This window comes from Trujillonella humicola (genome assembly GCF_046233715.1).
GTDB lineage: Bacteria > Actinomycetota > Actinomycetes > Mycobacteriales > Geodermatophilaceae > Trujillonella > Trujillonella humicola.
Map to the genome: position 1 here is coordinate 22,692 of NZ_JBJNRJ010000049.1, position 17,972 is coordinate 40,663.

The following is a 17,972-nucleotide window of genomic DNA, read 5'->3' on the forward strand; positions in this document are numbered from 1 at the left end:
GGATCCGCGGCAGCCCGGGCCTCCGCCGGCGGGAGCCGTGGACGCCCGGCACGTCGGGACGGGCGGCCCTGGGAGCCGGGACGCGGGGCGCCGCACCGTCTGCTGGCACCCGGCCCCCACCTGAGGACCCGCCATGACCGTTCCGCCCACCACCCCCGCACCGGGAGCAGCCCCGATGCCGGTGACGGCCCCGACCGCGGGCGGTGCACCGCAGCGGGCGCTCGGCCCCGGCGCGCGCTTCCGCCGCATCGGCGGCGGGCTGTCGCTGATCGCCTCGGGCGTGCTCGTCTGCGGGAGCCGGGTGGTGATCCCCTACGAGAACCGGACGGATGCCGAGCACCTGCAGACCGGCGCCGACCACACCGCCGAGGTGCTGTGGGCGGCGGTGCTCCTGCACTACGGCTACCTGCTGCTCCTGCCGGCCGCGCTGACGCTGGTCCACCTGGCCCGCCGTCGCGCCCGGAGGCTGTCGCTGGTGGCCATGGTGCTGGCCGGGCTGGGCGCCGGGCTGTCGGGCACGGTCGCCGTCGACCTCTACGACGTCGCGCTGGCCGACGAGCTGCCTGCCGACCAGGCCCTGCACGTCCTCGAGGTCGCCGGCGGGTACGGCCAGGGGGCGCTGATCGCGGCGCCGTCCGTCCTCGGCCTCGCCGTCGGCACCAACCTGGCGGTCCTCGCCGCCTGGTGGGCCCGCGCGATCCCCGTCCACCCGGTCGCGCTGGGCGCCGTCGGCTGGGTGGTGTTCACCTTCTCCGCCGGCGACGCCTGGCTGCCCTCGATCAGCACCGCGCTGGTCGCCGCCGCCACCACCTGGGCCGGCGTGATCGTGCTCCGGATGCGCGACGACGTCTGGGACCGCATCTGACGAAGGACCCCCTGCCCGCCGCAGACGCCGCGGTGTCGCGCGGACCGCCGCGCTGCAGCCCGGCACCCGGCGCCGTACCGCGGCACCGACCGCCCCGTCCGCCCACCGCACCCCCCCACCGCACCCCCACCGAGAGGAATCCGCATGACCGCCGAACCGGCCGCCGTCCACCCCGTCCCGGCCCACCGCCCCGCCCCGCCCGCCGTCCCCGGTGCGCCGCCGTCCGGCGCCCGCTTCCGCCGGATCGGCGGCGGGCTGGCGCTCGTCGCCTCGGGCACGCTGGTGAGCGCGAGCCTGGCGATGATCCCGTTCGAGAGCTCGACCGACGAGACCTACCTGCAGACCAGCATCGACCACACCGGGAACGTGCTGTGGGCGGCCGTGGTGCTGCACTACGGCTACCTGCTGCTGCTCCCGGCCGCGCTGACCCTGGTCCGCCTGGCCCGTCGCCGGCTGCCGCGGACGGCGACCGTCGCGATGGTGCTCGCCGGCCTCGGCGCGGGCCTGTCCGGCGTCGTCGCGGTCGACTTCTACGCCGTCGCCGTGGCCGAGGAGCTGCCGCGGGAGGACGCGCTGCGGGTCTACGAGGTCTCCGCGGGCTACGTGCAGTCGGCGCTGATCACGCTGCCGGTCGTCCTCGGGGTGGTCCTGGGCACCTGCCTGGCGCTGGTCGCGGCGTGGCGGGCGAAGGCGATCCCGGCGACGCCGGCGGTGCTCGGCGTCGTCGGCTGGGTGGGCTTCGCCGGGTTCGCGAGCGGCCCCTGGCTGCCCACGGCGACGACCGCGCTGGTGGCCGTCGCGCTGGCCTGGTGCGGCGTGGTCGTGCTGCGGATGCGCGACGAGGCCTGGGCCGCCGCCTAACTCCCGGACGAGATCTGCACACTCGTCGCCATCACGCAGTGATGGCGACGAGTGCGCAGATCTCGTCTCACCTCAGGCGGGCCAGCTCCTCGGGCAGGTCGCCGGGGGAGAGGACGCCGAGCCGCTGGGTGGCGCGGGTGAGCGCGACGTACAGGTCGTTGCGGCCGCGCACCCCCTCGTCCAGGACCCCCTGCGGGTCGACCAGCAGCACCGAGTCGAACTCCAGCCCCTTGGCCTCGGTCGGCGTGATCACCACCGGCCCGAGCGCGGAGTCGGCCGCCGGCCCGGACGAGACGCCGTCCACCACGGCGGACAGCGCCGCGGTCACCGCGCCGACCCGGCCGGCCGGCACGATGACCGCCAGCGTGCCCTCGTGCGCGGCGACCAGCTCCGCGGCCTGCGCCGCGACCTTGTCGGGCAGCTCGTCCTCGCCGACCCGCACGGCCTGCGGCGGCTCGCCGCCCTCGCGCACCGACCGGGGCGGGGTCAGCCCGGTTCCGCCGGCGGCGAGCACGTCGGCGGCGACGGCCATGATCTCGGCCGGCGTCCGGTAGTTGACCGTGAGCTCCTCCAGCCGCCACAACCCTTGCGCGTGCGGGTCGAGCACCTCGGCCCACCGGTCGGCGCCGGTCAGCGTGCCGGTCTGCGCGACGTCGCCGACCACGGTCATCGACCGGGTGGGGCAGCGGCGGACCAGCAGCCGCCAGGCCATCGGGGACAGCTCCTGGGCCTCGTCGACGACGACGTGGCCGAACGTCCAGGTCCGGTCGGCGGCGGCCCGCTCGGCGGTGGTGCGCAGGTCGAGCTCGCGCTGCCGGTCGGCCAGCCCCTCGGCGGTGAGCAGGTCGCCGGCGCTGAGCACCTCGCCCTCCTCGCCCTCCTCCAGGTCGGTGGAGCGGGAGCCGTGCAGCAGGTCCAGGGTCGCCTGCGCCTCGGCCAGCCGGCGGCGGCGGTCGCGGCCTGCGCGGCTGCGCTCGGCGGAGTCGTCGGTGCCGAGCAGCTCGTCGGCCTCCTCGAGCAGCGGCACGTCGGCCGGCGTCCAGTCGCCGCCGGTGCGGTGCAACAGGGCCCGCTCGCCGTCGCTCCAGCCGGGCGTGGCGGCGGCGATCGCGGCGGGGTCGGCGTAGAGCTCGCGGAGGAACCGCTCCGGGGTCAGCCGCGGCCACAGCCGCTGCACGAGGGCGTGCACGCCGGGGTCCTCGGCGACCTCGCGGCGCAGCGCGGCGAGGTCCTCGCGGCCGAACAGGTCCCGGCCGCCCTCGATGCCCCGGCCCAGCTGCTCGGCGTACCGCTTGGCCAGCAGGTCGACCAGCCGGCGGGCGAACTCCGGGCGGGCCAGGTTGTGCAGCCGCGCGGCGCGCAGGGCCGATCGGCCGGTCCGGGCGACGTCGACCGGGCGCAGCCGCAGCGGCGTCCCGTCGACGACGACCTCCAGCGGCGCGTCCGGCACGATCCGGCGCCGGGCCAGCGCCCGCTCGAGCACCTCGACCATCTCCAGGCGGCCCTTCACCGCCGCGGCCTGCGGCGACTCGGCGGCGCGGGCGTCGACCCCGGGCCGCAGCTGCCCCAGCCCCGACAGCAGCACACCGGTCTCGCCCAGCGACGGCAGCACGTCGGCGATGTAGCGCAGGAACGTCGGCGTCGGCCCCACCACGAGCAACCCGCGGCGGGCCAGCCGCTCGCGGTGGGTGTAGAGCAGGTAGGCCGCGCGGTGCAGCGCGACCGCGGTCTTGCCGGTGCCCGGCCCGCCCTGCACGACGAGGACGCCGTTGGCGTCGGCGCGGATGATCCGGTCCTGCTCGGCCTGGATGGTGCGGACGATGTCGGTCATCCGGCCGGTGCGCGAGGCGCCCAGCGCGGCCAGCAGCGCCGCCTCGCCGGTGATCTGCAGGCCCTCGGCGTCGGCGGCCTGCAGCGCGTCGAGCAGCTCGTCGTCCAGCCGGGTCACCGTGCGGCCGCGGGTGCGGATGTGCCGGCGCCGCACGACGCCCAGCGGGTGCACCGGCGTGGCCGTGTAGAAGGGGCGGGCGGCCGGCGCCCGCCAGTCGACCAGCGCGGGATCGGCCGAGGCGTCGTCGGCGGGCAGCCCGATCCGGCCGACGTAGAGCGCGCCGTCCTCGACCCGGTCGATGCGGCCGACGACGAGGCCGGCCTCGGCGGCGTCGAGCGCGACCACCCGCTCGCCCTGGAAGCGGACGGTGGCGTCGCGCTCCTGCAGGTCCTGCGGGGAGACGGCGGGGGAGGTGATCGCCTGGCGTAGGCGGCGGGCGGCCAGGTCGCGGGCGGCGTCCAACCGCCGGTAGAGGTCGGTGACGTACTCCTGCTCGCCGGCCAGCTCGGAGTGGGGGACGGCATCGGACCGGGGAGGCAACGCGCTTCTCTCTGTCGTCGGGTCGCTCGGGGGCGGACCCGCCATTGTGCGCGCTCAGCGGGCCGTCGCGGTCCCGGTTCCCCCGGCGAGCCGCACCAGCCGCTCGGCGAGCTCGGCCGGGAACGACAGCGCCGCCAGGTGCCCGCCCCGCACCTCCTCCACCGGCAGGCCCAGTCGCTCGGCGGCGACCCGGCGCTGGAAGGCGGGCGGGAAGAACCGGTCGTCCCGCCCGGCCAGCACCACCGTGCGGACGGCGGGCCAGGCAGCCAGCGGCCAGGGGTCCTCGAACGGCCGCCCCGACTGGTCCCGCTGCGGCGGCGCGGTGGCCAGCACCTCCGCCGGCACGTCGTGCACGAACACCTCCTCGGAGCCGGGGACGTCGTGCCCGGTCGCCGTCCACCAGTCGCCGCCGGTCTCGCCGGGCCGCGGCACCATCGCGTTCAGCAGCACCAGCAGCCGGACCGGCAGCCGGGCGCACACCAGCGGGGCGGTCAGCCCGCCCATCGACTGGGCGACGAGGACCACGTCACGGGCCTCGCCCGCGGCGGCGACCACCGCGTCGGCGTAGGCGGCGAGCCCCGCCCGGTCGTCGTCGGCGGGCAGGTCCACCGCGACCGCGGCGGCGCCGCGGCGCGCCAGCTCGGGCACGACCCGGTGCCAGTACCAGGCGGCGCCGCCGGCGCCGGGGACGAGGACGAACGTCGGAGTCACGAGGGGTACGACCGGCCCGGACGGGCGGACTCATCGGTGTCCGGAACGGGGGAGAGCGGTCTCACCGGACCCGTCCGGGAGCGCAACCCGTACGACACCTCCGCGTCACGCGGCGTGCCTACCGTCGCACGTGGCGGTCGCGAGACCCGCGCCGTCCGGTACGAGAGGGGGAGCCATGAGCGCCACCACCAGCACCCGGGAGCCGAGGACCTGGACCTGCCCGAACTGCTCGGCGAGGACGCGGGCCGGCCGCAAGCGCTGCTCGGACTGCGGCACCAGCCGCCACTGAACGGGGCGCCCGGGACCAGGCCGGACTACTCCGACGGCGGCTCCCCGCGCAGCCGGACGACGGCGGCGCGGAAGTGGCGGCGGCCGGCCAGCCGCCACGCCAGCCGGGTGGTGGGCGGCAGCGCGGCGAGCAGCCGGGCCCGCTCGTCCGGGGTGGCGTCCTCCAGGGCCAGGCCCAGCACGAGCATCCGCTCCCGGTGCGACAGCACGCAGCCGGCGCCGGCGGTGATCGCCGCCCAGTCGGCCGGCGGCAGGGCGGCCAGCAGCGGGAGCAGCTCCCGCTCCTCGTCGGCGGTCTGGACGGCGACGGCGTCGGCCAGCACCAGGCAGGCCATGGCGAACGCGTCCCGGGCGGGCGCGGTCCCGGCGACCGCCCACTGCCGGGCGGCGGTGGAGATGTCGCGCAGCAGGTGGTCCAGCCGGGTGCAGCTCGCCGTCCACCCGGCGACGGCGTCCCTGCCCCGCGCGGCGTCGCGCTCGGGCAGGGCGCGCAGCAGCGCGGGCCAGATCAGCTCGCGCTCGGTCGCGTGGTGCCGCAGCAGGAGACGTCCCAGCAGGTCGGCGTGCGCGGTCAGCGCGGCGGTGCGGGCGGCGTCGTCGGGGGCGGCCCAGGTGGACAGCCGGGTGAGGACCCGCAGCTCGCGGCGCACCAGCCGGTGCAGGACGTGCTGGTACGCCGCGGCGCGGGACGGCACCGCCGGGGCGGGCGGCGCGGGAGCGGTCGGGGGGAGCACTGCGGCTGCGGTCATGGCACACCTCGTCGTGCTGCGGAACCGGATCGGTCGCGAGCGACGCTAGGCCCGCGGCCGTCCCGGGTACCAGGGCCCGGCGTCCCGTATCGACCGGGCCACGACCCGTGGGCGAGGGGTCACAACGGGGACGGTCTGACGTAGGTTCGCGCCCGTGTCGGTGATCGTTCGGAACCGGGTCCGGGTGAGCGGGGACCCCTGTGGACGGCCGATGGTCCTGGCCCACGGCTTCGGCTGCGACCAGGCGATGTGGCGGCACGTCGTGCCGGACTTCGAGCGCGACCACCGGGTGGTGCTGTTCGACCACGTGGGCGCCGGCGGCTCGGACCTGTCGGCGTACGACCCGCAGCGGCACGGCTCGCTGCGCGGGTACGCGGCCGACGTGGTGGAGATCTGCCGCGAGCTCGGGCTGACCGACGTCGTCCTCGTCGGCCACTCGGTGAGCGCGATGATCGGGGTGCTGGCGCTGCGCCAGGCCCCGGAGCTGTTCGGGGCGCTGGTCATGATCGGCCCCAACCCGCGCTACGTGGACGACGGCGACTACACCGGCGGCTTCAGCCGGGCCGACATCGCGGGCCTGCTCGACTCCCTCGACAGCAACCACCTCGGCTGGTCGGCGGCCATGGCCCCGGTGATCATGGGGACGCCCGACCGGCCGGAGCTCACCGAGGAGCTGACCAACAGCTTCTGCCGCACCGATCCCGACATCGCCCGCCAGTTCGCCCGCGTCACCTTCCTGTCGGACAACCGGGCCGACCTCGACGACGTCGCCGTCCCGACCCTGGTGCTGCAGTGCTCCCAGGACGTGATCGCGCCGGAGGCGGTCGGCCGGTACGTGCACGGGCGGGTGCCCGGGAGCACCTTCACGCAACTGGCGGCGACCGGGCACTGCCCGCACCTGAGCGCGCCGGAGGAGACGATCGCCGCCGTCCGGGCCTGGTTGCCGTCGACCACCGGACCGCCGTGAGCGCCGCACCCGTGGGCGGCGGTTCCTCCGGCGGCCGGTCCGACCTCGACCGGTTGCTGGAGGACGACCCGGCCGACCTGTACGAGAACGCGCCCTGCGGGTACCTCTCGACGCTGCCGGGCGGGCGGATCGTGAAGGTGAACCGGACGTTCGCGCAGTGGGCCGGCCGCAAGCCCGACGAGCTGCTCGGCACGTCGTTCCCGGATCTGCTCACCGTCGGCGGCCGGGTCTTCTTCGAGACCCACATGGCCCCGCTGCTGCGCATGCAGGGCGCGGTCCGCGAGGTCGCGCTCGACCTGGCGCTCCCGGACGGGACCGTGCTGCCGTGCCTGGTCAACGCCGTCGAGCTGCGGGACGCGGCCGGGGCGCCGATGCTCGTGCGCACCACGCTGTTCGAGGCCACCTCGCGGCGCCGCTACGAGCGGGCCCTGCTGGCCGCCCAGCGCACCGCGGCGGAGTCGGAGACGCGCTCCCGGACGCTGCACCAGGTGGTGTCGGAGCTGGCGGCGGCGGTGTCGGTCGACGACGTCGCGCAGGTCCTGGTCGAGCGCGGGCGGACGGCGGTGCACGCCGCGGGCGGTGCGCTGTGGCTGGTGGCGGAGGACGCGGCCGCCGGGCCGTACGGGCGCCTGCCGCTGCGGCTGGCCGCGCAGTCGGGCCTGTCCCCGCGGCTGCGGGCGGCGATGGAGGCCGCCGGCGGGTGGGGGCCCCGGCTGCTGCGCCCCGGCGGCGTGCGGGTGGTGCCCCTCGGCCCGGACATGGAGCGCGCCGAGCCGGAGCTGGCCGCGGCGCTGGCCGCGGATCGGATCGACGCGCTGGTGCTGGTCCCGGTGACGGCCGACGGGCGCCACCGGGGCGCGCTGGTGCTCGCCCTGGGGTCCGAGGGGGACGGCGAGCTGATCAGCCTCACCGAGCCGGGAGTGACGGGGGACCTCGCATCGGCCGACGCGGACCTGTTGCGCACCGTCGGCCGGCAGGCGGGTCAGGCGCTGGAGCGGGTGTGGCTGTACGAGGAGACGGCGCGGCAGGCCGCCCGGTCGGCGTTCCTCCTCGACGCCGCGCGGCTCATGTCGGCGGCGACCGGGGTGGCCGAGACCGTCGAGCGGCTCGCGGAGCTCGCCGTCCCCCGGCTGGCCGACGTCTGCGTCATCGACCTGGTGACCGAGCACGGCTGGACCAGGCCGGCCGCCCGGCACGCCGATCCCGGGCGCCAGCACCTCACCGACCGCCTGCGCGACGTGAACCTGGGCCCGCCCGGTGCGCCGCACCCCACGGCGCAGGCCGCCGACCGCGGCCGCACCGTCTGGGTGCGCGAGGTGACCGACGCCTGGCTCGGGCGCATCACCGCCGACGAGCGGCACCTCGCCGTCGCCCGCCGGCTGGACCTGACCGGGCTGGTCGCCGTCCCCCTGATGGCCGGCGGGCGGCTGCTGGGTGTGCTGACGCTGGGTGCCGACCGGCGCCGCGGGTCGTTCACCGCGGCCGACGTCGAGGTGGCCGAGCAGCTGGCGCTGCAGGTCTCGCAGGTCGTCGACAAGGCGCAGCGGCTGGAGATGGAGACCCGCACCTCGCACACGCTGCAGGCCAACCTGCTGCCCCCGGCCCCACCGCCGGTCCCGGGGCTGGCCGTCGCCGTCCGGTACCTGGCGGCCAGCCAGGGCGCCGACGTGGGCGGCGACTTCTACGACGTGGTGCCGCTGCCGACGGAGGGCACCGTCGCGCTCGCCGTCGGCGACGTCGTCGGGCACGACATCACGGCCGCCGCGGTGATGGGGCAGCTGCGCAGCGTCCACCGGGTGCTGCTGGCCGACCGGCCGGGCCCGAGCGCGATCATCGACCGGTTCCAGGCCGGGTGGGGCCTGCTCGGCCTCCAGCGCATGGCCACGGCGCTGTTCGGGTCGCTCGATCCGGCGACCGGCCGGCTGCGGCTCGCGTCGGCCGGGCACCTCAGCCCCCTGCTGGTCACCGCGTCGGGCGCGGAGTACCTCGACGTCCGGCCCAGCCGCATGCTCGGAGCGCCGCCCGCACCGGCACCCGCCGTGGAGTGGGCGGGGGTGCTGCCCGTCGGCGCGACGCTCGTGCTGTTCACCGACGGGCTGGTCGAGAGCCGGACCGCCGACGTCGACGAGGGTCTGGAGCACCTCCTGGCCGTGGCGCGGGCGGCCGCCGGCGCCGCTCCCGACGAGCTGTGCGACCGGCTGCTGGCCGAGCTGACCGGCGACCACCGGACCGACGACGTGGCGCTGCTGGCGATCGCCCGGGTGTGACGCGGGTCCCTCCCGCGGGTGCGGACGGCCGTGGACAGGTAGAACCGGTCCCAGCAGCACACGTCCACGACGAGGTGGGAGACCGATGAGCAGCGAAGCACTGGCCCTGGCGCCGGCGCCGCGGTCGGACGCGGCCGAGCGGGTGCGGGCGGAGGTGCGGGAGTTCCTGGCCGCCGAGCTGGCCGCGGGGTCCTTCACCACGCACGTGGACACGTGGTTGTCGGGGGTGGATCCGGCGTTCTCCCGGAAGCTGGGGGAGCGGGGCTGGCTGGGGATGACCTGGCCGCGCCGGTACGGGGGGCACGAGCGGACCGCGATGGAGCGGTATGCGGTGACCGAGGAGTTGCTGGCGGCCGGGGCGCCGGTGGCGGCGCACTGGATCGCCGATCGGCAGTCGGGGCCGAACCTGCTGCGGTACGGCACCGAAGCGCAGCGGGAGGAGATCCTGCCGCGGATCGCGGCGGGGGAGTGCTTCTTCGTGATCGGCATGTCGGAGCCGGACTCCGGCTCGGACCTGGCCTCGATCCGGACGAGGGCGACCCGGGACGGCAACGGGGACTGGGTGGTGTCGGGGGCGAAGGTGTGGACGTCGAACGCCCACCACAGCCATTACGGGATCGTGCTGGTGCGCACCTCGCCGGCCGATCCGGTCAACCGGCACGCGGGGTTGAGCCAGTTGCTGGTGGACCTGTCGCTGCCGGGCATCTCGATCAATCCGATCCGGATCCTGGACGGCGGGCACCACTTCAACGAGGTGGTGTTCGACGACGTCGTCGTGCCGGGGGACATGCTGTTGGGGGAGGAGGGGGCGGGCTGGCACCAGGTGACCGCGGAGCTGGCGTTCGAGCGGTCGGGGCCGGAGCGGTTCCTGTCCACCTATCCGTTGCTGGCGGAGTTCGGGCGGCGGGCGGCCAAGACGCAGGATGTGGCGCAGTTGGCGACGCTGGGCCGGTTGTCGGCGCGGTTGCTGGCGTTGCGGCAGTTGTCGTTGCGGATCGCGGCGGCGCTGGACCGGGGGGAGTTGCCGAACATCCCGGCGGCGCTGGTGAAGGACGTGGGGACGACGTTCGAGGCCGACGTGGTCGACGAGGTGCGCCGGGTGGTGGACGTGGCGGCGTCGCTGGATTCGCCGGATCCGCTGGGGCGGGCGCTGGCCGAGGCGCAGCTGCACCAGCCCGGGTACACGCTGCGCGGGGGGACCAACGAGATCCTGCGCGGGATCGTGGCACGCGGATTGGGGCTGCGCTGATGGCGTCCGAGCAGGACCTGCTGGTGGAGACCGTGCGGGACATCCTGGGGTCGTTCGAGCCGTTCGTGCTGACCGCGGAGCGGCCGTGGGACGAGGGGCTGTGGTCGGCGCTGGCCGAGGCCGGGCTGACCGGGGTGGGGGTGGACGAGGACGCGGGCGGGTCCGGTGGTGAGCTGGCCGACGTGGTGGCGATCGTGCGCACCCTGGCCGCCGGTGCCGCAGCGGTGCCGGTCGCCGAGCAGCTGCTGGTCGCCGCACCGGCGCTGCTCGCCGCTGACCTGGACCTGCCCTCGCCCGAGGAGCCGCTGACCGTGACCGTCGCCGAGGCGGTCACCGCCGAGCCCTCCGACGACGGGGACGGCCCCGGCCGGTGGACGTTGACCGGAACCGCGACCGACGTCCCGTGGGCCGCAGTGGCCACATCGGTGGTCGTCCTGGCCGCGGCACCGGCCGGCATCGAGGGCGCGGTGCTGGCGCTGGTCGACGCGTCGGGGCTGGCCGCGACGCGGGCGCAGAACCTGGCCGGGGAGCCGCGGGGGTCGCTGGTGCTCGACGGCGCTGCGGCGTCCGGGGCGCTGCTGCGGCCCGAGCAGGCCGAGGCGCTGCGGGCCCGGTACGCGCTGGCCCGCTCGGTGCAGATCGCCGCAGCGCTGGAGCAGGTGCTGACCTGGACGGTGCAGTACGCCGGGCAGCGGCAGCAGTTCGGCCGGCCGCTGGCGAAGTTCCAGGCGATCCAGATGCAGCTGGCCCAGATGGCCGGCGAGGTCACCGCCGTGACCGCGATCGTCGACGCCGCCGTCCAGGGCCTGGACCGGGGTGCGGCCGAGCTGCCGCTGCTGGCGGCCGCGGCGAAGGTGCGCGCCGGTGCCGCGGTGGAGGTCGTGGCCCGGCTGGCCCACCAGGTGCACGGCGCCATCGGCTTCACCCAGGAGCACAAGCTGCACCACCTCACCCGCCGCTGCTGGTCCTGGCGCGACGAGGCCGGCGGCGAGGCCACCTGGGCACCGGTGCTCGGCGCCGGGCTGGTCGCCGGCGGCGGCGACCAGCTCTGGGCGACCCTCACCCGGCTGGGCTGAGCGGGGCGCACCGCTGCTGATCGGCCGCACTCTGCGGGCGGGTTCCCCACTTTGCGGGCGCGATCCCGCCCGCAGAGTGGGGAAACCACGCGCAGAGTGCCCGTCGCACGGCCGCCCCCCCGGAGCCCCCGCGCCCGGCGCGCTCAGGCCATCTCGGGGACGCGCAGGTGGGCCACGGCCAGCTCGAACTCGGCCATGTCGGTGATGCTGACCTCCATCGCGGAGACGAAGGTGTCGCGCATCCGCCGGGCGTCCTCGCGGCTGGCCTCCATCGCCTCGCGGGTGTCGAAGGTGACCGCGGACGCCGCACGACCCCTCTCCCGGTCCAGCATGAGGCTGACGCTGCAGAAGCCCGGCATCTCCTCGAACTGCGGGACGAGCGTCGTCCGGTAGGCGTCGAGCACCCGGTCGACGTGGTCGACGTCCGCCTTGCTCCACACCACCCGGGTGCAGGCGCCCTCAGGCGCCTCGTGCCGGCGGTGCATGACGGCGATCTCCCATTCCTGCACCTCCATCGGGCCGGTGCTCCCCATGACGTCGCGTGCCTGCTCGCGCATGGCCATCACGCCCTCGCGGCTGGCCGCCGCCGCCGCCTCGTCCTCCCACGCCGTGGTGACGATGCCGCGTCCGGACGCCCGGTCGATCAGCATCGACAGGCCCACGCAGCCGTCCATGTCCATGACCGCGGGCATCACCGTGTCCCGGATGTACTCGATGGCCCGGTCCACTCGCTGCGGGTCGCCCGTCACCGTCGTCGTGCGTGCGTACATGCCGCTCCTCCTCACGGGCCGGCGGCACCCGTGCGGCACCGCCGCGCGGCCCACCGTCCTCGCGCTGCGCAGAGGCGGACAGGGACCTACGTCACCGTGTCGACCTGTCGCCTCGTCGACGGGACGACGTGTCGCCTCCGTCAGCCCCGCAGGTCCGCCCCGGAGACGTCGAGCCGCAGGTCGGCGCGCTCGGCGGTGGCCGCGACGAGCCGTGCGTTGGGCTCGTCGACGGCGTCGACCCAGGCGCGCGCGGCGTCCGGGGCCTTGCCGAAGCGGACGTGCCGGTCGAGCAGCCGGGCGCGGCGGGTGTCGTCGTCCAGCCCGACGTACCAGACCTCGTCGAACTCCGCCCACACCGTCGGCCAGGGTGGCTCGGGGAGCAGCAGGTAGTTGCCCTCGGAGACGACGACGCGAGTACCCGGCGGCACCGCGATGCTGCCCGCGACCGGCTGCTCGAGGTCGCGCTCGAAGGCCGGCGCGTACACCGTCGTCTCCTGCTCGGCGCGCAGGCGGCGCAGCAGGGCGAGGTAGCCGTGCCCGTCGAAGGTGTCGGCGGCACCCTTGCGGTCGCGGCGCCCCAGGGCGTCGAGGACGGCGTCGGCGAGGTGGAAGCCGTCCATCGGGACGCCGACGGCCGGCAGGCGGCGGGCGTTCAGCCGGTCGACCAGCCAGTTCGCCAGCGTGGACTTGCCGGCGGCCGGCGCCCCGGCGATGCCCAGCAGCAGCCGCGGACGCCGCTTCGCGAGGGCGACCACGCGGTCGACCAGGTCGTCGGGTGCCGGGGACGCTGCGGAAGGGGTCACGCAGGGCAGCATGCAGGGGTGAGCGCTGACCGGCACGGACACACCCACCGCCTCGACCTCCTCGACGCCACGGTCCGCGAGTGGGAGGCGACCGTCGCCGCGGTGGACCCCGAGCGGGGCGTCGTCCTGGACCGGTCGGCGTTCTACCCCGGCGGCGGCGGGCAGCCACCGGACGAGGGGGTGCTGCTGTGGGGCGGGGTGCGGACCCGCATCGTCGGCACCCGCGGCGGCGACGAGCTGTACCTGGTGCCGGCCGAGGGGGACCCGGTGCCGCCGGTCGGGACCGCGGTGCGGGGCGCGCTCGACGACGAGCGGCGGACGGCGCTCATGCGCACGCACTCGGGACTGCACGTGCTCACCGGCGTCGTCTTCCGGGACTTCGGCGCGCTGGTGACCGGCGGCAACATGGAGCCGCTGAGCGCGCGGATGGACTTCGACCTGGCCGAGGTCCCGGCGGACTTCAAGGAGCGGGTGGCCGAGGCGGTCAACGCCGAGATCGCCGCCGACCGGCCGATCGAGGTGCGCACCCTGCCCCGGGACGAGGCGTTCGCGATCCCCGACATCATCCGGACGGCGACCAACCTGCTGCCGCCGGACATCGAGGTGGTGCGGATCGTCGACATCGTCGGGCTCGACACCCAGGCCGACGGCGGGACGCACGTCGCGTCGACGGCGATGGTGGGCCGCGTCGAGGTGACCAAGATGGAGAACAAGGGCCGCGGGTTCCGGCGACTGCGGGTGCGGATCGTCTGAGTTCAGGAGACGGCCGTCTCCCGTGCATGACCGCCGTCCGGGTGGGGAACGACAGGCCCGATATCCGGGACCCGGCTCCGCCGCACAGGACGCGTGCGTCCGGTGCCCGCGGCTGCCCGCGCGTCCGACGCCCCGGCCGGTCGGCTGGACCCGTGGCTGATCCGCCTGCTGCTGCTCGTCGGGTTCCTGGGTGCCTGCGTCGTGGCCGCGGTGGGTCTCGCCTCGACCGCGCGGGCCGACCTCCTACCGCCCGAGCCGCTCGCCCCCGTGGTCGGGCAGGTCGTGGAGCCGGTGGTCGAGCCGGCCGCGTCCCCCGTGGTCGAGCAGGTCGTGGAGCCGGTGGCCGAAGCCGCGCCCGCCGTGGCGGAGCCGGTCGAGCAGGTCGTGGAGCCGGTGGTCGAGCCGGCCGCGTCCCCCGTGGTCGAGCAGGTCGTGGAGCCGGTGGCCGAAGCCGCGCCCGCCGTGGCGGAGCCGGTCGAGCAGGTCGTGGAGCCGGTGGTCGAGGCTGCGCCTGCCGTGGTCGAGCCGGTCGGGCAGGTCGTGGAGCCGGTGGTCGAGGCTGCGCCTGCCGTGGTCGAGCCGGTCGGGCAGGTCGTGGAGCCTGTGGTCGAGCGGGCCGCGTCCCCCGTGGTCGGGCAGGTCGTGGAGCCGGTGGTCGAGGCTGCGCCTGCCGTGGTCGAGCCGGTCGGGCAGGTCGTGGAGCCGGTGGTCGAGGCCGCGCCCGCCGTGGTCGGGCAGGTCGTGGAGCCGGTGGTCGAGGCCGCGCCCGCCGTGGTCGGGCAGGTCGTGGAGCCGGTGGTCGAGGCGGCTCCGGCGGTCGTGGAGACGGTCGTCCAACCGGTGGTCGAGGTGGCTGCCCCGGCGTTGTCTTCCGTCGTGGGGACGGTCGAGCCGGTGGTCGGGACCGTTGAGGCGATCGCCGAGCCGGTGGTGGAGACGGTGGTAGAGACGGCGGTCCCGGTCGTGGAGCCGGTGGTCGAGACGGTCGGTGCGGTGGTCGAGGCCGCCGCCCCGGCGCTGTCTCCCGTCGTCGAGGTGCTCGAGCCCGTGGTCGAGGTCGTCGCGCCCGTGGTCGGTGTCGTCGCGCCCGTCCTCGGTCCGGTGGTGGAGGCCGCCGCCCCGGCCCTGTCTGTCGTTGTCGAGGTGCTCGAGCCGGTGACCGCTCCCGTCGTCCCGCCGGTCACGGAGGTCCTGGCGCCGGTGCTGCAGCCCGTCGTCGCGCCTGTGGTCGGTGTCGCCGAGCCCGTCCTCGGCCCGGTGGTCGAGGTCCTGACCCCCGCGGTCGACGTGATCGAGCCGGTGATCGCTCCCGTCGTCCCGCCGGTCACGGAGGTCTTGGCGCCGGTGCTGCAGCCCGTTGTCGCGCCTGTGGTCGGTGTCGCCGAGCCCGTCCTCGGCCCGGTGGTCGAGGTCCTGACCCCCGCGGTCGACGTGATCGAGCCGGTGATCGCTCCCGTCGTCCCGCCGGTCACGGAGGTCTTGGCGCCGGTGCTGCAGCCCGTCGTCGCGCCTGTGGTCGGTGTCGCCGAGCCCGTCCTCGGCCCGGTGGTCGAGGTCCTGACCCCCGCGGTCGACGTGCTCGGCCCGGTGATCGCTCCCGTCGTCCCGCCGGTCACGGAGGTCTTGGCGCCGGTGCTGCAGCCCGTCGTCGCCGCCGTCGTCGGGCCGGTCCTGCCGGTGCCGGGCACCCCGGTCTCCGGCGGGGCCGCGGTCGCCTCGGACGCCACCTCGGCCGCGACGGTGGCCGTCCCCGTCCAGGCCCCGCAGGAGCCCACGACCCCGACGACCGCCGAGGCCCCCGGCCTGCTGCCCCTCGCGGCCACCGGTGCGCCCGCCGGCCGGCAGGCGCCCGCCGACCGCCCGACCGCCTCCTCCCCGCCGGCCGGCGCCGTCGTGGCGCCGCAGACGGGTACCCCGGACGCCCCGCGCCCGCCGGTCCCGGCGCCCGCGCCGTCGTCCTCGACGACCTCGTCGTCCTCCTCACCGTTCGCGTCCCCTGACGCGGCTCCGGTGCCCGTCCTCCCCCTGCCGGAGGGCGGCGCCCCGACCGTCGACACCTCGCCGGCCGGCGCGGCCGCCGGGGTCCTCGACGGCCCGGGCACCTCGCCCGACTGACCCTCCTCCCGGCCGCGCCCGGCCTGCCCGCTGACCGCGGGCCCGCCGGTGGCACGCGGCCAGAAGGAGCGCGGACTGCGCGCTCCGGAGGAGGACCTCGCACGACGCTTCCCGCGTGACCGGCCGCCCGCGGCCGCCCGGTTCCGGACGTCGGCTCTCCTCCGGAAGCGACGCACCGGCCGGCCGCTGACACCGGTCGTGCCCCGGTCGGCCCCTCGGGCGGGCCCGGGTACGAGGCGGGGAGGTAACGGGGGCTGGAGTCACGCACCACGGACGACGCGGCGTCCCAGTCACTCCCGGCCTCCCCGCCCCGGCCGGACCCCGTGCGTGCCGCCCCGGGCAGCGTTTGTCCGGGGCGGCACGCACCACCTGGCCCCGGATCTGCTCGTCGGCCGGGCACGCCGAGCAGTCGGGGCGGGATCCGAGGCCCCGGGCAGGGGCGCCGCGGATCAGCGGTGGGCGATGCCCCCCGGCCCGTGCTCGACCGGGATCTCCTCGCCGGCGGCGACCGGCCCCGGCGGTGTGCCGTCGCCGAACGGGGACCCGCCGAGCTCCTCGCGACCGTGCGGGGTCAGCCAGTTCGACGTGTCCGGACCCATCGGGATGACCTGGGTCGGGTTGATGTCGGCGTGGACGACGTAATAGTGCTCCTTGATCTGCGGGAAGTCGGTGGTGTCGCCGAAGCCCGGGGTCTGGAACAGGTCGCGCGCGTACGCCCACAGCACCGGCATCTCCGACAGCTTCTGCCGGTTGCACTTGAAGTGGCCGTGGTAGACGGGGTCGAAGCGGGCCAGCGTGGTGAACAGCCGGACGTCGGCCTCGGTGATGGTGTCGCCCATCAGGTAACGGCGGTCGGCCAGCCGCTCCGACAGCCAGTCCAGCGCGGCGAACAGCCGCGTGTACGCCTTGTCGTACGCGCGCTGCGAGCCGGCGAAGCCGCAGCGGTACACCCCGTTGTTGACCTCGGTGTAGACCCGCTCCATGACCTCGTCCATCTCGTCCCGGAGGTGCTCGGGGTAGAGGTCGGGGGCGCCGTCGCGGTGGTAGGCCGTCCACTGCGTGGACAGGTCGAGGGTGATCTGCGCGAAGTCGTTGGTGACCACGGCCTTGGTCGGGACGTCGACCATCGCCGGCACCGTGATGCCGCGCGGGTACTCCGGGTCGCGGGCGAGGAACGCCTCCTGCAGCCGCTCGTAGCCCAGCACCGGGTCGCGCCCGCCGGGGTCGAGGTCGAACGTCCAGCTGCGCTCGTCGTGCACCGGGCCGCAGATGCCCATCGACAGCACCGGCTCCAGGCCCAGCAGCCGCCGCACGATCGCCGAGCGGTTCGCCCACGGGCAGGCGCGCGCGATCACCAGCCGGTAGCGCCCCGGTTCGACCTTCCACCCGCTGGACCCGTCGGCGGAGATCCGGTCGGGGAGGTAGTTGGAGTCGCGGGAGTACTCCTGGCCCTGCTCGACGTATCCGGACCCGGTGGTGTCGTCGCTCACCGCCCCAGCTTGGTGGAGACGGCGCCGCCGCGCTCGTGGTGACCCCGAGACGGACGGCGGACGACGCCACGGTGCGGGGCGGGGGACCCCCGGCCGTGCGCCGCGGTCGGGCCGGGCCCGGTGCTCAGCCGAGCCGCGTGATCGTGGCGTCGTCCCGGACGCCGCCGTGCCAGCGGTCCAGCACCTCGCCGAACACCGCGGCCTCGGGCTCGGCGCGCTCGAACAGCGTCATCGAGGAGCGCAGCTTCACCGCGTCGACCGGGCCGAGCACGCGGGCGGGGTCGGCCGGCCCCAGGTCGACCAGCGCCTGCGCGCACTCCACAAGGCGCGGCCCCAGCACCGGGTGGTCCAGGTAGGCCTGCGCCTCGGGCAGCCCGGAGATCGCGTAGCGCTGCGCCGTCGGGCTGCGCCCCAGCCCGGCCACCTGCGGGAAGACGAACCACATCCAGTGCCCGCGCTTGGCGCCCGCACGCAGCTCGGCCAGGGCCTGCTCGTACGTACCGGCCTGGGCGTCGACGAAGCGCTGCAGGTCGAAGGGGTCGCTGATGGCTCTACCTTCCCTTCGCACGGTGGATCCCGGCAGGGAGCGCTTGCGTCGCTTGTCCCGCGAGGACTGAGGTGAGACGGCGCCCCTGCC

General features: G+C 76.1%; 16 protein-coding genes. 8 read left to right on the forward strand and 8 right to left on the reverse strand.

Annotation, left to right across the window (positions count from 1 at the left end):
* Positions 1 to 133 precede the first annotated feature (133 nt).
* The gene (locus ACK586_RS19720; protein ID WP_409332207.1) at positions 134 to 865 is read left to right on the forward strand and encodes a hypothetical protein; all 732 of its coding nucleotides are present in this window, start codon (positions 134 to 136) and stop codon (positions 863 to 865) included.
* A gap of 144 nt (positions 866 to 1,009) precedes the next feature.
* Positions 1,010 to 1,726, forward strand: a complete 717-nt coding sequence (locus ACK586_RS19725) for a hypothetical protein (protein WP_409332208.1) — start codon at positions 1,010 to 1,012, stop codon at positions 1,724 to 1,726.
* Between the two features lie 67 nt (positions 1,727 to 1,793).
* On the opposite strand, the gene ACK586_RS19730 is transcribed toward ACK586_RS19725, so the two are convergent.
* The 4 genes from ACK586_RS19730 to ACK586_RS19745 form a co-directional block, all read right to left on the reverse strand.
* Positions 1,794 to 4,097, reverse strand: a complete 2,304-nt coding sequence (locus ACK586_RS19730; protein WP_409332209.1) for a HelD family protein — start codon at positions 4,095 to 4,097, stop codon at positions 1,794 to 1,796.
* A gap of 54 nt (positions 4,098 to 4,151) precedes the next feature.
* Entirely contained in the window at positions 4,152 to 4,808 is a 657-nt protein-coding gene (locus tag ACK586_RS19735; RefSeq protein WP_409332210.1) for an alpha/beta fold hydrolase, read from the reverse strand.
* Between the two features lie 105 nt (positions 4,809 to 4,913).
* Positions 4,914 to 5,084 (reverse strand): hypothetical protein, encoded by a 171-nt coding sequence (locus ACK586_RS19740; protein WP_409332211.1) that lies wholly within the window; start codon positions 5,082 to 5,084, stop codon positions 4,914 to 4,916.
* 38 nt (positions 5,085 to 5,122) lie between these two features.
* A complete protein-coding gene (locus tag ACK586_RS19745) occupies positions 5,123 to 5,845 on the reverse strand; it encodes a hemerythrin domain-containing protein (protein ID WP_409332212.1) in 723 nt (240 codons plus the stop codon).
* Between the two features lie 211 nt (positions 5,846 to 6,056).
* Here ACK586_RS19745 and ACK586_RS19750 point away from each other — a divergent pair, with 211 nt between their 5' ends.
* The 4 genes from ACK586_RS19750 (at position 6,057) to ACK586_RS19765 (ending at position 11,404) form a co-directional block, all read left to right on the forward strand.
* Positions 6,057 to 6,812 (forward strand): alpha/beta fold hydrolase, encoded by a 756-nt coding sequence (locus ACK586_RS19750; RefSeq protein ID WP_409332213.1) that lies wholly within the window; start codon positions 6,057 to 6,059, stop codon positions 6,810 to 6,812.
* Positions 6,809 to 9,079, forward strand: coding sequence for a SpoIIE family protein phosphatase (locus tag ACK586_RS19755; protein WP_409332214.1), 2,271 nt, complete (start codon positions 6,809 to 6,811; stop codon positions 9,077 to 9,079). Before ACK586_RS19750 ends, ACK586_RS19755 begins: the two co-directional genes overlap by 4 nt.
* Positions 9,080 to 9,164: 85 nt before the next feature.
* Entirely contained in the window at positions 9,165 to 10,328 is a 1,164-nt protein-coding gene (locus ACK586_RS19760; protein ID WP_409332215.1) for an acyl-CoA dehydrogenase family protein, read from the forward strand.
* Complete coding sequence (locus ACK586_RS19765) at positions 10,328 to 11,404, forward strand: acyl-CoA dehydrogenase family protein (protein WP_409332216.1); 1,077 nt, start codon at positions 10,328 to 10,330, stop codon at positions 11,402 to 11,404. Before ACK586_RS19760 ends, ACK586_RS19765 begins: the two co-directional genes overlap by 1 nt.
* 143 nt (positions 11,405 to 11,547) lie before the next feature.
* On the opposite strand, the gene ACK586_RS19770 is transcribed toward ACK586_RS19765, so the two are convergent.
* The gene (locus ACK586_RS19770; protein ID WP_409332217.1) at positions 11,548 to 12,174 is read right to left on the reverse strand and encodes a hypothetical protein; all 627 of its coding nucleotides are present in this window, start codon (positions 12,172 to 12,174) and stop codon (positions 11,548 to 11,550) included.
* A 140-nt stretch (positions 12,175 to 12,314) separates the two neighbouring features.
* Complete coding sequence (locus tag ACK586_RS19775) at positions 12,315 to 12,977, reverse strand: nucleoside/nucleotide kinase family protein (protein ID WP_409332218.1); 663 nt, start codon at positions 12,975 to 12,977, stop codon at positions 12,315 to 12,317.
* A gap of 18 nt (positions 12,978 to 12,995) precedes the next feature.
* On the opposite strand from ACK586_RS19775, the gene ACK586_RS19780 reads away from it, so the two are divergent.
* Positions 12,996 to 13,730 carry an alanyl-tRNA editing protein gene (locus ACK586_RS19780; RefSeq protein ID WP_409332219.1) on the forward strand — a complete coding sequence of 245 codons (735 nt, stop codon included), beginning with the start codon at positions 12,996 to 12,998 and terminating at the stop codon, positions 13,728 to 13,730.
* A gap of 102 nt (positions 13,731 to 13,832) precedes the next feature.
* Entirely contained in the window at positions 13,833 to 15,845 is a 2,013-nt protein-coding gene (locus ACK586_RS19785) for a superantigen-like protein SSL4 (RefSeq protein ID WP_409332220.1), read from the forward strand.
* A gap of 449 nt (positions 15,846 to 16,294) precedes the next feature.
* Here ACK586_RS19785 and ACK586_RS19790 read toward each other — a convergent pair whose 3' ends face one another.
* Complete coding sequence (locus tag ACK586_RS19790; RefSeq protein WP_409332221.1) at positions 16,295 to 17,335, reverse strand: glutathione S-transferase family protein; 1,041 nt, start codon at positions 17,333 to 17,335, stop codon at positions 16,295 to 16,297.
* A gap of 124 nt (positions 17,336 to 17,459) precedes the next feature.
* Positions 17,460 to 17,972, reverse strand: a 513-nt coding sequence (locus tag ACK586_RS19795) for a DUF1810 domain-containing protein (RefSeq protein WP_409332222.1), incomplete at its 5' end; no start/stop codon positions are given.

Excerpts from the sequence above, each read along its gene's own strand:
- ACK586_RS19765 (WP_409332216.1), top strand. The coding sequence starts at position 10,328 with ATGGCGTCCGAGCAGGACCTGCTGGTGGAGACCGTGCGGGACATCCTG.
- ACK586_RS19745 (WP_409332212.1), bottom strand. The coding sequence starts at position 5,845 with ATGACCGCAGCCGCAGTGCTCCCCCCGACCGCTCCCGCGCCGCCCGCC.
- ACK586_RS19720 (WP_409332207.1), top strand. The coding sequence starts at position 134 with ATGACCGTTCCGCCCACCACCCCCGCACCGGGAGCAGCCCCGATGCCG.
- ACK586_RS19750 (WP_409332213.1), top strand. The coding sequence starts at position 6,057 with ATGGTCCTGGCCCACGGCTTCGGCTGCGACCAGGCGATGTGGCGGCAC.
- ACK586_RS19725 (WP_409332208.1), top strand. The coding sequence starts at position 1,010 with ATGACCGCCGAACCGGCCGCCGTCCACCCCGTCCCGGCCCACCGCCCC.
- ACK586_RS19760 (WP_409332215.1), top strand. The coding sequence starts at position 9,165 with ATGAGCAGCGAAGCACTGGCCCTGGCGCCGGCGCCGCGGTCGGACGCG.
- ACK586_RS19770 (WP_409332217.1), bottom strand. The coding sequence starts at position 12,174 with ATGTACGCACGCACGACGACGGTGACGGGCGACCCGCAGCGAGTGGAC.